General features: G+C 50.1%; 15 protein-coding genes. 8 read left to right on the top strand and 7 right to left on the bottom strand.

Features of this window, described 5'->3' with window-relative positions:
* Position 1 precedes the first annotated feature (1 nt).
* From H8K47_RS07505 to ispB, 4 genes are all read right to left on the bottom strand, one after another.
* Positions 2–865, bottom strand: a complete 864-nt coding sequence (locus tag H8K47_RS07505; protein WP_186880782.1) for a prepilin peptidase — start codon at positions 863–865, stop codon at positions 2–4.
* Positions 865–2,091 carry a type II secretion system F family protein gene (locus H8K47_RS07500; RefSeq protein WP_186880781.1) on the bottom strand — a complete coding sequence of 409 codons (1,227 nt, stop codon included), beginning with the start codon at positions 2,089–2,091 and terminating at the stop codon, positions 865–867. The genes H8K47_RS07505 and H8K47_RS07500 overlap by 1 nt, the downstream gene beginning before the upstream one ends.
* Before the next feature lie 14 nt (positions 2,092–2,105).
* Positions 2,106–3,833, bottom strand: a complete 1,728-nt coding sequence (pilB, locus tag H8K47_RS07495) for a type IV-A pilus assembly ATPase PilB (protein ID WP_186880780.1) — start codon at positions 3,831–3,833, stop codon at positions 2,106–2,108.
* A gap of 227 nt (positions 3,834–4,060) precedes the next feature.
* Positions 4,061–5,041, bottom strand: a complete 981-nt coding sequence (ispB, locus tag H8K47_RS07490; protein ID WP_268974765.1) for an octaprenyl diphosphate synthase — start codon at positions 5,039–5,041, stop codon at positions 4,061–4,063.
* A 294-nt stretch (positions 5,042–5,335) separates the two neighbouring features.
* On the opposite strand from ispB, the gene rplU reads away from it, so the two are divergent.
* From rplU to proB, 4 genes are all read left to right on the top strand, one after another.
* The gene (gene rplU, locus H8K47_RS07485; RefSeq protein ID WP_162020347.1) at positions 5,336–5,647 is read left to right on the top strand and encodes a 50S ribosomal protein L21; all 312 of its coding nucleotides are present in this window, start codon (positions 5,336–5,338) and stop codon (positions 5,645–5,647) included.
* A 51-nt stretch (positions 5,648–5,698) separates the two neighbouring features.
* Positions 5,699–5,956 carry a 50S ribosomal protein L27 gene (gene rpmA, locus H8K47_RS07480; protein ID WP_186880779.1) on the top strand — a complete coding sequence of 86 codons (258 nt, stop codon included), beginning with the start codon at positions 5,699–5,701 and terminating at the stop codon, positions 5,954–5,956.
* Between the two features lie 195 nt (positions 5,957–6,151).
* Positions 6,152–7,264 (top strand): GTPase ObgE, encoded by a 1,113-nt coding sequence (obgE, locus tag H8K47_RS07475; protein WP_186880778.1) that lies wholly within the window; start codon positions 6,152–6,154, stop codon positions 7,262–7,264.
* Between the two features lie 281 nt (positions 7,265–7,545).
* Positions 7,546–8,688 (top strand): glutamate 5-kinase, encoded by a 1,143-nt coding sequence (gene proB / locus H8K47_RS07470; protein WP_186880777.1) that lies wholly within the window; start codon positions 7,546–7,548, stop codon positions 8,686–8,688.
* A gap of 83 nt (positions 8,689–8,771) precedes the next feature.
* Here the strand turns inward: proB and H8K47_RS07465 are convergent, their stop codons facing one another.
* Positions 8,772–9,272, bottom strand: coding sequence for a CNP1-like family protein (locus H8K47_RS07465; RefSeq protein WP_186880776.1), 501 nt, complete (start codon positions 9,270–9,272; stop codon positions 8,772–8,774).
* 22 nt (positions 9,273–9,294) lie between these two features.
* Positions 9,295–9,864 (bottom strand): RNA pyrophosphohydrolase, encoded by a 570-nt coding sequence (locus H8K47_RS07460; protein WP_186880775.1) that lies wholly within the window; start codon positions 9,862–9,864, stop codon positions 9,295–9,297.
* A 225-nt stretch (positions 9,865–10,089) separates the two neighbouring features.
* Here H8K47_RS07460 and H8K47_RS07455 point away from each other — a divergent pair, with 225 nt between their 5' ends.
* The 3 genes from H8K47_RS07455 to H8K47_RS07445 all read left to right on the top strand — a co-directional run bounded on the left by H8K47_RS07455 (position 10,090) and on the right by H8K47_RS07445 (position 13,245).
* Positions 10,090–11,817 carry a proline--tRNA ligase gene (locus H8K47_RS07455; protein WP_186880774.1) on the top strand — a complete coding sequence of 576 codons (1,728 nt, stop codon included), beginning with the start codon at positions 10,090–10,092 and terminating at the stop codon, positions 11,815–11,817.
* 154 nt (positions 11,818–11,971) lie between these two features.
* On the top strand, positions 11,972–12,532 hold the full coding sequence (locus H8K47_RS07450; RefSeq protein ID WP_230405097.1) for a lytic transglycosylase domain-containing protein: 561 nt from the start codon (positions 11,972–11,974) through the stop codon (positions 12,530–12,532).
* Positions 12,533–12,567: 35 nt separating this feature from the next.
* Positions 12,568–13,245, top strand: a complete 678-nt coding sequence (locus tag H8K47_RS07445) for a hypothetical protein (RefSeq protein WP_186880772.1) — start codon at positions 12,568–12,570, stop codon at positions 13,243–13,245.
* Between the two features lie 156 nt (positions 13,246–13,401).
* Here H8K47_RS07445 and H8K47_RS18715 read toward each other — a convergent pair whose 3' ends face one another.
* The gene (locus tag H8K47_RS18715) at positions 13,402–13,623 is read right to left on the bottom strand and encodes an SWIB/MDM2 domain-containing protein (protein WP_408057851.1); all 222 of its coding nucleotides are present in this window, start codon (positions 13,621–13,623) and stop codon (positions 13,402–13,404) included.
* Between the two features lie 7 nt (positions 13,624–13,630).
* Here H8K47_RS18715 and H8K47_RS18710 point away from each other — a divergent pair, with 7 nt between their 5' ends.
* Positions 13,631–13,891 (top strand): hypothetical protein, encoded by a 261-nt coding sequence (locus tag H8K47_RS18710; RefSeq protein ID WP_408057850.1) that lies wholly within the window; start codon positions 13,631–13,633, stop codon positions 13,889–13,891.
* The last annotated feature ends 104 nt before the right edge of the window (positions 13,892–13,995 follow it).

Genomic DNA, 13,995 nt, shown 5'->3' with positions numbered 1-13,995 from the left:
TTTATAAGTAGCTCAGATAGGCGTGTAGAATTTGCTGCCCCCAGAGCATCGCAATCAGGCCTGCCATAGCCAGATACGGGCCGAAGGAGAGTTTGGTTTCAAACCCCATCTTTGATAACAGGATCAGCGTGATTCCGACGAGCGAGCCGACCAGAGATGACAGCAGAATAATCAGTGGCAGCATTTGCCAGCCCAGCCAGGCACCAAGTGCAGCCAGCATTTTGAAATCACCGTAACCAAAACCTTCTTTACCGGTCAGCATGCGATACAGGTGAAACACCAGCCACAAAGACAGATAGCCTGCGACAGCTCCCAGTATCGATGTGGCAGGTGTAGAGAATACACCCGTCAGGCTCAGTAACATCCCCAGCCAAAGCAGGCTATAGGTCAGATCATCGGGCAGAAACTGGGTGTCAGCATCGATCAGCGTCAGGGTAATCAGGAAAAAACAGAAAACGGTTGCTGCCATGCCTGCGATGCCGGTGCCAAAGTGCCAGGCCATCGCCGCCGCCAGTGCTCCAGTAATTGTTTCTACTATCGGATAGCGTGCCGAGACAGGGGCTTTGCAACTGGTGCATTTACCGCCTATCAGCAAGTAACTCACAACCGGAATATTTTCCCAGGCACGGATCTGATGCCCGCAATGCGGGCAGGCAGAGCGCGGCACAAGCAGATTGTAGCGATCAGTATGTGGCGGCTGCTTGCCCAATTCTTCAGCAAGGTCATTGTCAAACTGCCTTTGCATCATTTTCGGCAGCCGATAAATCACCACATTCAAAAAGCTGCCCGTGAGTAAACCGATCACAGCAAAACAAAATGTACCGAACAAGTTTGATGCCGGTTGAAAAAATATCTCTTGCAGCATCAGATAACCGAACCCAGTTTGAAAATTGGTAAATACATCGCCACCACCAGGCCGCCGATCAATACGCCCAGAATCACCATAATTAATGGTTCCATCAGGCTCGATAAAGAGGCAACCGCTTCATCCACTTCTTCTTCATAGAAGTCCGCGACTTTGCCTAGCATATTGTCGAGCGCGCCGGATTCCTCGCCAATCGCCACCATTTGTGTGACCATGCTGGGGAAAACGTTCGCATTTTGCATCGCGACAGTCAGGCTGGTACCGGTGCTGACTTCAGTCTGAATTTTAATGGTGGCATCGAGATAGACAGCATTACCGGCTGCACCGCCCACAGAATCCAGCGACTCAACCAACGGCACACCGGCCGCAAACATGGTAGACAAAGTTCGGGTCCAGCGCGCGATGGTCGCTTTGCGGATTACAGCGCCAAAAATAGGGGCTTGCAACAAGATGCGGTCCATTGCTCTTTGCATTTGCAGTGAACGGCGCCATGTTTGGAAGAAAAAGTAAATTGCGCCGAACAGACCGCCGAAAATAATGTACCAGTAACTCACAAAGAAGTCGGATAAGGCCATGACAAACAAGGTTGGCGCTGGCAATTCGGCACCGAAACTCATGAAGACTTCTTTAAATGCAGGCACCACCCAGATCATGATTACGGCGGTGACGATGAACGCAACCGACAAAATAGCGATAGGGTAGGTCAGCGCAGACTTAATTTTTTTCTTGATGGTCTGGGTTTTTTCTTTATAAATCGCAAGCCGCGTCAGCAAGTCTTCCAGAATACCGGCTTGCTCACCGGCACCGACCAGATTGCAGAACAGCGGATCAAAGTACAGAGGGTATTTGCGGAAAGCCTGATTCAGACTGGTCCCTGTTTCCACATCGCCGCGTATATCCTGCAGCAATTTTGAGACTGAGGGATTCGCATTGCCTTTTGCGACGATATCAAATGACTGCAGCAGTGGAACGCCTGCCTTCATCATCGTTGCTAACTGACGTGTGAATAAGGTGATGTCTGCATCGGAAATACGTTTGCCCGAGCTATAGCTTTTTTTCTTGAGTTTGGTGACCAGAATGCCCTGGCGGCGCAAGGTCGCGTTGACGATTGCCTCGCCACCAGCGCGCATTTCTCCCTGCACTTTTTTGCCAAATTTGTCCTTGCCTTCCCAGGCATACAGGACTTCTTTGACTTGCTTGGCTGGTTTCTGGGGATTTGTTGCCATTTAAGGGACTCCGGTTATTCGTTGGTGCAGCCGAGCACTTCTTCGAGGCTGGTCAGACCTTGTTTGACTTTGAGCAGACCTGACTGGCGCAGATTGCGTATGCCTTCGCTTTGTGCCTGTGCTTCGATATCCAAGGCGGATCCGCTGGCCAGAATAATGCGCTCGATAGACTCTGAAATTGGCATCAGCTGATAGATACCAACCCGGCCTTTATAACCAGTACCACTGCAGCGCTCACAGCCTACCGGCTCGTAGGGTTTCCAACTGCCATCCAGATCTTCTTCTTTGAAGCCGGCGGCCAGCAAAACTTCGTCCAGCACGGTCGCCGGACGCTTACAGGTGCATAAGCGCCTGGCCAGACGTTGTGCAGTAATCAGAATGACCGAAGATGCGATGTTAAACGGGGCAACCCCCATATTCATCAAACGTGTCAGGGTGGATGGCGCATCATTGGTGTGCAGCGTGGAAAAAACCATATGCCCGGTTTGCGCTGCCTTGATGGCGATATCCGCAGTTTCCAGGTCACGAATCTCACCCACCATGATGACATCAGGATCCTGACGCAGAAAGGATTTCAGTGCTGCAGCAAAGGTCAGACCCGCTTTGTCATTGACGTTTACCTGATTCACACCTGGCAAATTGATCTCCGCCGGATCTTCTGCGGTCGAGATATTGATACCAGGTTTGTTGATCACATTCAGGCAAGTGTACAGAGAGACTGTTTTACCGGAGCCGGTAGGACCGGTCACTAACACCATGCCATAGGGGCGAGTAATCGCATTGAGCAGCGTTTCTTTCTGATCAGGATCGTAGCCCAGGGCATCAATACCCATCTGCGCCTGCGACCCATCCAGAATACGCATCACAATTTTTTCACCGAACAAAGTCGGCAAGGTACTTACACGGAAATCGATCGATTTGTTCGCATTCAGATGCAGCTTCATGCGGCCGTCTTGCGGAACCCGTTTCTCCGAAATATCGAGCTTGGAAATGACCTTGATACGGGATGACAGCTTATCTTTAATCGCCAGTGGTGGTTGCGCGATTTCGCGCAGTTCGCCATCAATACGGAAGCGGATGCGATAAAACTTTTCGAAGGGTTCAAAATGCAAATCGGAGGCACCCATATTGATCGCGTCGACCAGCATTTTTTGCAAAAATTTGACGATAGGTGCGTCATCGACTTCATTGGCTTGCGCATCTGCTGCTGCCTGATTCAGGTCTTCTTCTTTAAAATCCAGCTCAAAGTCGTCACCTGCCAGCTCACTCAGGCTTTGTTCAGATGTTTTACCGATTTTTTCCAGCAGTTTGCTCAGTGCATCGTGCTGAACAATGATAATTTCCAGCGCCAGGCTGGTTTGAAATTTCACCTGATCCAGCGCAGAATTATTCGTCGGATCGGCAATCGCCAGAGAGAGTTTATTGCCTTTTTTGGCTATCGGAACCAGCCGCTGCGCCAGCATCAGCTTCGTATCAACCAGCTTTTCCGGGAGCAGCTCTTCATTAATGGCAGATAAGTCGAGTAAAGGGTAACCAAAGGTATCAGAACAAAAACTGGCAACATCTTTGGCACTCATCGCTCCGCTGGAAATCAGTGCATCAATAAATGGTGATTTATCGGCTGCAGCTTTTTTTAATGCATTGTCGAGTTGCGTGGTATTTAATAAGTTACCTTGCATTAAAGCGCGCGCAAGGCCAGGCGTGCTGGCCGCGGGAGCAGAGTTCGGAGGGACAGCGGACATAGTGACTTATCGGTAAGGTTTGCCAAAACAATCAGTTGCCTAGGGATAATGCAACTGAAGCCAGTATTTGTAAAGCGATGCTACTCTTTTTTACATATGTGGAGAAGCGCCCTGACGCCCAGTGCAACATTCAAGCGGTGTAGGGGTAATAGCGGGTATTTCAGGCAGCACGAAGCCACACCGGTCGTTGAGGTCCGGCGCCGGGTACCCCTCAGGGGATGGGTAGTTTAATGATTGCGGGTGACCGCAAACTGGCTGAGTGCAAGCAGTGCTGATTTGTAAGCTGAATCAGGCAAATCTGCCACAGCTTGCTTTGCAAGCTCGGCGGCAGTCACAGCTTTATTGCGTGTATATTCGAGCGCGCCAGATTCAGTGATGGCCTGCAGTATGGCGTGGAACTGAGATTCATCACCTTGCTCTATACAAGTTCTGACCAGTTGCCGTTCCGCATCGGAGCCGTTTTTCATCAGATAAATTAGCGGCAGAGTTGGTTTGCCTTCGCGCAAGTCGTCACCGACATTTTTGCCTATGTCGTCGGCGTTGCCGGAATAATCCAATACATCATCGATTAGCTGGAAAGCGGTACCGATGGAGCGACCGTATTCACCAGCCGCACTGATTTGTGCGTCATTTGCACCTGCAATTAAGGCGCCAATTTCGGCGGCTGCCTCAAACAATTTCGCTGTTTTGGAGCGTATCACTTGCAGATAGCGTTCTTCGGATACATCCGGGTCATGCATGTTGAGTAATTGCAACACTTCACCTTCGGCGATCACATTGGTCGCATCCGCCAGTATTTGCATAACGCGCATGCTTTGGATGGAAACCATCATTTGAAACGCACGTGAGTACAGAAAATCACCCACCAGTACCGAGGCAGCATTGCCAAACATCGCGTTGGCAGTCTGGCGCCCACGACGCAGTGAGGATTCATCAACTACATCATCATGTAACAGTGTGGCGGTGTGTATGAATTCAACAATAGCTGCTAAGTCGAAATGGTGTTTGCCCTGGTAACCATAAGCGTTTGCCATCAGCAATACCAGCACCGGACGGATGCGCTTGCCGCCAGCGTTGATGATGTATTCGGCAATTTGGTTAACCAGTGCAACTTCAGAATGCAGCTGCTGACGTATCACTTGATTCACTGCCACCATATCCGTGGCAATCACATCGGTAATCGGGTTGGGTTGTGCTGAGGCAGACAAGGGATGATCCTGCTAAAGAATTCTAGACGCCGAGATTATACGATGAGGTGACCAAAATTGCTCTTCACATCATGAGTAAAATCAGTAAGAGCGCTGTTACAGGCGTGGAAATAGCGTCAAATTTGATCTTTCACAAGTGAAAAGCGCTTTTCTGTACGATGCCGGTGCTGAAAAAATATGCAAATTGTTTTTGACGCTGTTGCTAAGTCTATGTATAATTTGGGGTTTTCCCGAAAACAAACCTTGTTTTGGGGCGAAAAAGAAATTCCCTATATTTATTTGATGAGGTTTCCCATGTACGCGGTCATAAAAACCGGCGGTAAACAATATAAAGTTGTTGCCGGTGAAAAACTTAAAGTAGAACAGATACCTGCAGACATTGGCTCCGAAATCACCATTGATCAAGTGCTCGCATTGGGCGCAGGTGAAACCATTAAATTTGGTGCTCCATTGGTCGCAGGTGCTACGGTGCTGGCTAAGGTAGTAGATCACGGTCGTCACGACAAAGTACGTATTTTCAAAATGCGTCGTCGTAAGCATTACCAGAAGCGTCAAGGCCATCGCCAAAACTACACTGAATTGCAAATCGTATCTATCAACGGTTAATCTCAGTTTCTGCTGAATTACTGTTTATTACCTGTATCAAGGAGCTATTAAATGGCACACAAAAAAGGCGGCGGCACCACGCGCAACGGCCGTGACTCAGAGTCAAAACGCTTAGGCGTTAAAGTTTACGGCGGCCAGTCTATCAATGCTGGCGGTATCATCATTCGTCAACGCGGTACACGTGTACACGCTGGTGAAAATGTTGGTATGGGCAAAGATCACACTTTGTTCGCTCTGGTTGACGGCAAAGTACAATTCGCGACTAAAGGTGCAAACAAGCACCAGTACGCAATTGTTGTTGCAGCTTAAGTTTTGAAGTAATTCAAAATCAGGCGCAAGCCAGTACTATAAATAGGCTCTGCCATTGGTAGAGCCTTTTTTTCTATGGTTTCACAAACTGTCCTATAGTCCTATAGTGGTGTCAGTGAAACAGAGAGATCCTGTATAAATCGGTTGCACCAATCGGGTCGCAAAGATTTATACAAGCTTTTTTAGGTGCTTAACATGAAATTTATTGATGAAGCCAGAATTGAAGTGATCGCTGGCGATGGCGGTAATGGAGTTGCCTCGTTTTGCCGCGAAAAATTCCGCCCGTTTGGCGGCCCGGATGGTGGTGATGGTGGCCGTGGTGGCAGTATCTGGGCGATTGCTGACCGTAATATTAATACCCTGGTTGATTACCGCTATTCCAAACTGCATAAAGCGAAAGACGGTGAAAATGGCCGTGGCGCGGACTGCTACGGTAAAGGTGCCGATGATATTTTCCTGCGCATGCCAGTTGGTACTTTAATCACTGACCGTAATACCGATGAAGTAATTGCCGACCTGACCGAACACGGTCAGCAGGTAGAGCTGGTGAAGGGCGGTGAGGGTGGTTGGGGTAATATCCATTTTAAAACCTCGACCAACCGTGCGCCACGTCAGCGTACTGAGGGGAAAGAAGGTGAGCGCCGCGAATTACGTCTTGAGCTGAAAGTATTGGCTGACGTTGGTTTGCTTGGTATGCCAAACGCGGGTAAATCGACGTTCATTACTGCGGTGTCCAATGCGCGTCCTAAGATTGCCGATTATCCGTTTACGACGCTGCATCCGAATCTGGGCATGGTACGCGTTAGCCATGAAAAGAGTTTCGTGATTGCCGATATTCCTGGGCTGATTGAAGGTGCGGCAGATGGTGCGGGGCTGGGGATACAGTTTTTGAAGCATTTGCAGCGTACCGGTATTTTGCTGCACATCGTCGATCTGGCACCTTTCGATGAGAATGTCGATCCGGTCAAGGAAGCAAAAGCTTTGATCAAGGAATTGCGCAAATACGATGAAAGCCTGTATGAGAAACCGCGCTGGCTGGTACTCAATAAGCTGGATGTGTTGAGCGAAGATGAGCGTAAAAAGAAGGTTAAGGATTTCATTAAACGCTTCGCCTGGAAAGGCCCGGTATTCGAGATTTCTGCCCTGAGTCGTGAAGGCTGCGAAGACCTGGTGACAGCGATCTATGCGCATCTCGAAGAAAAACGTACCCAGGAACAGCGTTCCCAGGAAACTAAAATGAAAGAGGAAGCCCAGGGCATACTCTCGATTGATCCTGATGATCCACGTTTCAAAGTGATAGAAGAGTAAAAAGTAAGGCCTGAAATGTTCAGGCCTTTTTTACGTCTGCTCAGGCAGATCGTGTTGATTGTATATAAGGAAATTAATCAGTATTTATACGCAATTTAATCAGTTGATTCTAAATAATATTCAGAATTAATTATCTCATTCCACATAAAGTATAATTGTGTGTATTCGGTAATGCTAATCGGACGACATCGCAGTCCGTGTACGTGTTCTGCCATTGTCGCCAGTTCGTCATTCAACGCAATCAATGCAATCAAGCATTTTTACTTTGTCGTGGTCTTCCTATGCAATCTGTAATTCAACAAGCAAAACGTATCATTATTAAAGTCGGTTCTTCGCTGGTAACCAATGACGGGAAGGGGCTGGACAGCGTTGCAATAGCCAAATGGGCGACCCAGATCGCTGCACTGCGCGCAATGGGTAAGCAAGTTATTTTAGTCAGTTCCGGTGCAATTGCCGAAGGTCGGCAAAGGCTGGGTTTCGATAAGCGTCCGACTGGCATACATCAGTTACAGGCTTGTGCCGCAGTCGGGCAAATGGGACTGGCGCAAATTTATGAGAGCAGTTTCCGTGTCCATCAGCTAGGTACGGCGCAAATTTTGCTGACGCATGCGGATCTGGCTGATCGTGAGCGCTATCTGAATGCTAGGTCGACCTTATTTACGCTGCTGGGCTATGGCATCGTTCCCATCATTAATGAAAATGATACGGTGGTGACCGATGAAATTAAATTCGGCGATAACGATACGCTGGGCGCGCTGGTTGCGAATCTGACCGAAGCCGATGCACTGATTATCCTGACCGACCAAAAGGGTTTGTACACGGCCGATCCCCGCAAGCAGCCGGATGCCGAGTTCGTACATCAGGCACGTGCCGGTGATATCGCGTTGGAGGCGATGGCTGGTGGTGCAGGCAGCAGTCTTGGTAGTGGTGGCATGCTGACTAAAATACTGGCAGCCAAGCGTGCTGCCAGTTCCGGCGCGCACACGGTGATTGCCTGGGGTCGTGAAGAAAACGTGTTGATACGCCTGGCAGAGGGCGAGGCGATAGGCACACAACTGGTTTCTGAGCGCGCGCCGCTGGCAGCACGCAAGCAATGGATGGCCGATCACTTACAAACAGCAGGCCAGTTTGTGCTCGATGCAGGTGCTGTACAAAAACTGCTGAAGGAAGGTAAATCCCTGTTGCCTATCGGTGTGACTGGGGTCAGTGGTGAATTTGGCCGTGGTGCGGTGGTGACTTGTGTTGATCAGCAGGGTAATGCGGTTGCGCGTGGCTTGTCGAATTATGGCAGTGCGGATGCACGTCGTATTCGTCAAAAATCATCGCAGGATATTGCCGGGATACTTGGCTTTGTTGAAGAACCAGAACTGATACACCGTGATAATCTGGTGCTGCTGACCACACCCGAACGTAGCGAAGCTTGAACATGATGCGCTGGTGAAGTGACCAGTCATCCGAGCTGCAGCTTGCGGATTGCGGATTGCGCCGCAAGCTGCGTGCTTAACGATTAGCGGCCATACAGCGTGCGCTTGCCACGCAGCCGGTCAAGTATGCTGTTTGCTTTACCGGCGATGGTATTTCCTTCGCAAAAATACTCGGTGAATAAGCTGTGATGCTGTTTATTGGCACCTGTCTGCGAAATCTTATCCCATTCATCACGACGGCTACGCGACCAGGTACCATCGCTGCGACCAAAAGCGTACAGCTTTTTTTCATAGGTCGCACAACGTATGCCTTCATAGCTCACATTACGCGCACCTGCGCTGCTGCTGGCGACTAAGGTATAGCGCACGGTGCCATCACTGGCGATACTTAAAGAGGGAGCATCGATGAAAAACTGCATACTGCCTGACTGGTAAAACGGCAACAGATTTTCATTTTTAGGTGCGGCCGGTAATTGTGCCTCAACTTCGCGCCACTCCTTATCAGGTTCATCTTCCGCAGCCTGTGCTGTAGTACTGGTCAGGCCACCTGCCAACAGGAGCAGCGTGAGTGAGGCTGAGATCATTACATATCGTTTATGCATGGCTTTATTTCGTTTGTTCAGACTCGGTGGTCTGTGGGGCCGGGGATTTTGCGGCAGCTTTATGCTGATTGCGCCGGTTACGCTGCGCTCCGGGGTGATCCTGTCTGTGGATGAAACGTGATAACTCTTGCAGTGCTAGCTGGTACACGCCACGTTTAAATTCAATCACCACATCCAGTGGCACCCAGTATTCATGCCAGCGCCAGGCATCAAATTCCGGGTGATTGGATGCGCGCAGGTTGACGTCGCAATCGCGCCCTACCATGCGCAGCAAAAACCAGATTTGCTTTTGCCCGCGATAATGCCCACGGATTTCACGTTTGATGAAGTGATCCGGTACTTCATAGCGTAACCAGTCACGGGTGCGGCCTATAATTTTGACATGCTCAGGTAACAATCCTGTTTCTTCTTCCAGCTCGCGAAACATGGCTTGTTCAGGAGACTCACCATACTTAATCCCACCCTGAGGGAATTGCCAGGAGTGCTCGCGCACACGCTTTCCCCACCAGACTTGATTGTTGGCGTTCAGCAAAATTATGCCTACGTTAGGGCGGAAGCCTTCACGGTCTAGCATAGTTAACCTCAAAACTTTCTGTGGCTAACCGCTCGGTCTTGCAATTTACTCGTTCTGAAATCGGTGTTTACGTCGAAAAGTGTGCCCATTTTGCTGCGGGCAGCATCCAGTCTGGCGAACAAAACGCGGTTTCCTTCATCAAATATGCAAAGAGTGGGCGCATTAGCCAGCTAATCCTTTAAAATTGAGTTGATTATAACCTTCCATTTAAAAAGAATCACTGTCATGCGAGCTACCCGATTTTTTATTTCCACACTCAAAGAAGCACCGGCAGACGCAGAAATCGTCAGCCACAAACTGATGATGCGCGCCGGCATGATCAAGCGTCTGGGTTCCGGCATCTATAACTACATGCCGATGGGGCTGCGCATTATCCGCAAAGTGGAAAATATTATCCGTGAAGAGATGAACCGCGCGGGTGCGATAGAGATGCTGATGCCGGTCGTGCAGCCGGCTGAATTGTGGCAGGAAACTGGCCGCTGGGACAAAATGGGCCCGGAACTGATGCGTGTCAAAGACCGCCATGGCCGTGATTTCATTATCCAGCCAACTTCGGAAGAGGCCATTACTGACGTGGTGCGTACAGAAATTCGCTCCTACCGCCAGTTGCCGGTAAATTTTTATCACATCCAGACCAAGTTCCGCGACGAGCGTCGTCCGCGTTTCGGTCTGATGCGTGGTCGTGAATTCACCATGAAAGATGCTTACTCTTTCGATCGCAATGTCGACGGTCTCAAGCAGTCTTATCAGGTGATGTACGATGCATATACCCGTATTTTCCAGCGCTTTGGCTTGCAGTTCCGCGCGGTCGCGGCCGATAACGGTGCGATTGGTGGATCCGGCTCTCACGAGTTCCATGTGATCGCAGAAACCGGTGAAGATGCGCTGGTGTACTGCCCAACTTCCGATTACGCTGCCAATATGGAAGCGGCTGAGGCTTTGCCGCTGGTGACATCACGCCCTGCCGCACAGGCAACACTGACTAAAACAGCGACACCGGGTAAGGCAAAATGTGAAGACGTGGCTGCCTTGTTGTCCATTCCTTTGCAAAACACCGTCAAGTCCATCGTTCTGACCGTCGATGCAGACAAAGAAGAAGACAAGCAAGTCTGGCTGCTGCTGTTACGTGGCGATCATGAGCTGAATGAAGTGAAAACCAGCAAAGTACCGGGTCTAGCGACGTATCGCTTCGCGACCGAAGCGGAAATCGTGGAGTGGTTTGGTACTAAGCCTGGCTATCTCGGTCCGATTAATACTCTGAAACCTGTCAAGGTCGTGGCAGACCGTACTGTGGCCAATATGGCAAATTTCGTCTGCGGCGCGAACGAAGCGGATTTCCACTTCACCGGCGCAAACTGGGGCCGTGATTTGCCTGAGCCTGTGGTGGCGGATTTGCGTAATGTGGTTGATGGCGATCCTTCTCCGGACGGCAAAGGCGTACTGGCAATCCAGCGTGGCATCGAAGTGGGCCACGTATTCCAGCTTGGCACTCGCTATTCAGAAGACATGAAGGCCACTTTCCTGGATGAAAACGGCAAACCACAACTGTTGCAGATGGGTTGCTACGGTATAGGCGTGACCCGCATTTTGGGTGCAGCGATAGAACAGAATTTTGACGACAAAGGCATCATCTGGCCAACTTCGATCGCGCCGTTTGAAGTCGTGATCTGTCCTATGGGTATGGATCGCAGCGAAGCGGTCAAAGCAGAGACTGAAAAACTGTATCAGGCGATGCTGGAAGCCGGTATCGACGTGATTCTGGATGATCGTGGTGAGCGTCCGGGTGCGATGTTCGCGGACTGGGAACTGATCGGTGTACCTCACCGCATCGTGATCGGTGACCGTGGTCTGAAAGATGGCAAGCTGGAATACGTGGGCCGTCGCGACGCAGAAGCGACTATCGTTCCAGTGGCAGAGATGCTGGCTTTTGTACAGGCTAAGCTTGCTGCATAACATAGCGGGCAGCTCAGCCTGCCCGCTATGGTTTGCGCTGAACGCTGTTTGCAGTATGTTGTCGATTGCTGTTCCTCTCTCAATAAGCCGATTTTTCGTGAAAACCTGCTGTCGTCTGACGGCTGGTTTTTTCCTGTCCGCGACATTCGGTGCGATGCCAGCATGGGCGGGTAATCAGAAGGAAGAAGCCATGGCTGATTCCGTACGCCTGGCCTTGTCCAAGGCTATCTCTGATCCGCGCCCACCTAAGCCCAGCTTTAATAATATTGACGAACGTATCAGATATCTGCACTGGCTGGGTGAGATGTCAGTACGTCTGAAGCGGCGTATTCCTGATTACCAGAGCCGGATAGAATTGCTCGAAACGATATGGTACGAGTCTAAACGTGCTGGTCTGGATCCAGCGCTGGTGATGGGCTTAATGCAGGTGGAATCGGCATTCCGTAAATATGCAACTTCTGTGGTCGGTGCGCGTGGTTATATGCAGGTGATGCCGTTCTGGTCACGTGTAATCGGCGATGGCGATGCGAAGAAGCTGTTTCAGATGCAGACCAATCTGCGCTATGGCTGTTCTATTCTGCGTATGTATATCGATATGGAAAAGGGCGATTTATATCTCGCTTTGGGGCGCTATAACGGTAGTCGGGGTAAGCCTGAATATCCGAATGCCGTGTTAGCTAACTGGAAAAACTGGGAATACGTGCCGCCACGTTAAGGTCCGCGTTACTCCCGCAGTCTGGGAGTATCGCTATGTATCGCTATCAATACCCGGCGCGGCCCTGGCTGATACTGCCGTTGGTTGCGGCCTTTCATCTGCTGCTACTGTGGTACTGGCCCGCATTTCAAGCGCCGGTCAATTCCCAGCATGCGAATACTATGCATCTCGTGCTGTTATCGCCGGCGATCCGGCAGACACTGCAACTGCCTGAACCGGCATGGGATGCAAACGTAAGCACTAGTGCTCAACGCAACCCGGAGCGTATGCGCCAGCGCACTGTCAGCGCGACGTCCCAGGTCTCAAGCGCAACTCAAACACCAACAAAAGAGCAGCTACAGTCCGAACCGGAACATGCTGTAGCGGTGGAATCAGCTAATTCGGCCACATCCGCTATACCAGCACCAGCCAGCACTGAACTCAAGCGTGATGTGCGCGGCTTGTTCTCAGGCCTGAAGAAAGAGTTTGACGCGCGTGATCGAGTGTTAACGGCGGCAGAAAAATCAGCTTTCGCCAAATTTGCAGATCAGATCGCACGTTCAGGAACCGTGAATCACGAAGGTGTGAAGCATGAGCTGCATATCATGGGCGATGGTCGCCCGGTGTCAAAAATTATCACGCCGTTCGGCACTTACTGCATCATGCACCGAAAGCCAGGAGAGTTATTGGGAAATGAGATGCCGACGATTCCTATGAGTTGTGGGAATCTTTGAAGTCAGAGCTGCTGCTGCGCTCATCGTTGGACGAGAACCGGATGTTTCCCGACCGTTTGAAAACAAAAATGCCCGCGCGATGCGGGCATTTTTGTTTGGGATGGGATCATGACTCCCATTCAGCTTCCCAACGCACTTGGGCACTGCTCTGAAGAATCAGGACAGATGACCGGAAATGAGTTTAGTCATTTCAAACATGGAGACTTGTTTCTTGCCACCGAAAACGGCTTTCAGTTTGTCGTCTGCATTGATGTTGCGTTTGTTTTCTGCGTCTTGCAGATTGTGCTTTTTGATGTATTCCCAAACTTTTTTCGTGACTTCAGTACGTGGAATTGGTGCTGCACCGATAACTGCTGCCAGTGTTGGGGAAATCGTCATAGGCTTCATGAACGCGGCGTTTGGCTTGCGTTCTGCAGCTGGTTTTGCTGCTGCTTTTTTAGGTGCCGCTGCAGGCTTTTTGGCTGCTGCTGCTGATTTTGCTGCTGGTGATTTCTTTGGTGCTGTTGCCATAAATAGCCTCCTTCACAAATTTCTTGGATGGAGCTTTGATCGTTTTGAAAAGCTCCTGCATTGCGTCACTTCACGCATCGCTAATAGTGGTGTGGTTTTTATAGTGATGCAAGTCTTTTTTACTAGTTTTTTGTGAAAAAATGCAGGAATTTACGCTTCGTTGGATTTCTGGGCAAAAAAAAGCCGGATCAGGGGCATTTCTCCTCTGATCCGGCCTGTTTTTGACTGAATTCCAGAATG

Source organism: Cognatundibacterium rugosum, assembly GCF_014284365.1.
Classification (GTDB): Bacteria; Pseudomonadota; Gammaproteobacteria; order Burkholderiales; family Burkholderiaceae_D; genus Undibacterium; species Undibacterium rugosum.
Note: the sequence above shows the minus strand (reverse complement) of the source record. Positions and strands in the feature narration are given on the sequence as shown.

Excerpts from the sequence above, each read along its gene's own strand:
- H8K47_RS07505 (WP_186880782.1), bottom strand. The coding sequence starts at position 865 with ATGCTGCAAGAGATATTTTTTCAACCGGCATCAAACTTGTTCGGTACA.
- H8K47_RS07500 (WP_186880781.1), bottom strand. The coding sequence starts at position 2,091 with ATGGCAACAAATCCCCAGAAACCAGCCAAGCAAGTCAAAGAAGTCCTG.
- pilB (WP_186880780.1), bottom strand. The coding sequence starts at position 3,833 with ATGTCCGCTGTCCCTCCGAACTCTGCTCCCGCGGCCAGCACGCCTGGC.
- rplU (WP_162020347.1), top strand. The coding sequence starts at position 5,336 with ATGTACGCGGTCATAAAAACCGGCGGTAAACAATATAAAGTTGTTGCC.
- rpmA (WP_186880779.1), top strand. The coding sequence starts at position 5,699 with ATGGCACACAAAAAAGGCGGCGGCACCACGCGCAACGGCCGTGACTCA.
- obgE (WP_186880778.1), top strand. The coding sequence starts at position 6,152 with ATGAAATTTATTGATGAAGCCAGAATTGAAGTGATCGCTGGCGATGGC.
- proB (WP_186880777.1), top strand. The coding sequence starts at position 7,546 with ATGCAATCTGTAATTCAACAAGCAAAACGTATCATTATTAAAGTCGGT.
- H8K47_RS07465 (WP_186880776.1), bottom strand. The coding sequence starts at position 9,272 with ATGATCTCAGCCTCACTCACGCTGCTCCTGTTGGCAGGTGGCCTGACC.
- H8K47_RS07460 (WP_186880775.1), bottom strand. The coding sequence starts at position 9,864 with ATGCTAGACCGTGAAGGCTTCCGCCCTAACGTAGGCATAATTTTGCTG.
- H8K47_RS07455 (WP_186880774.1), top strand. The coding sequence starts at position 10,090 with ATGCGAGCTACCCGATTTTTTATTTCCACACTCAAAGAAGCACCGGCA.
- H8K47_RS07450 (WP_230405097.1), top strand. The coding sequence starts at position 11,972 with ATGCCAGCATGGGCGGGTAATCAGAAGGAAGAAGCCATGGCTGATTCC.
- H8K47_RS07445 (WP_186880772.1), top strand. The coding sequence starts at position 12,568 with ATGTATCGCTATCAATACCCGGCGCGGCCCTGGCTGATACTGCCGTTG.
- H8K47_RS18715 (WP_408057851.1), bottom strand. The coding sequence starts at position 13,623 with ATGACGATTTCCCCAACACTGGCAGCAGTTATCGGTGCAGCACCAATT.
- H8K47_RS18710 (WP_408057850.1), top strand. The coding sequence starts at position 13,631 with ATGAACGCGGCGTTTGGCTTGCGTTCTGCAGCTGGTTTTGCTGCTGCT.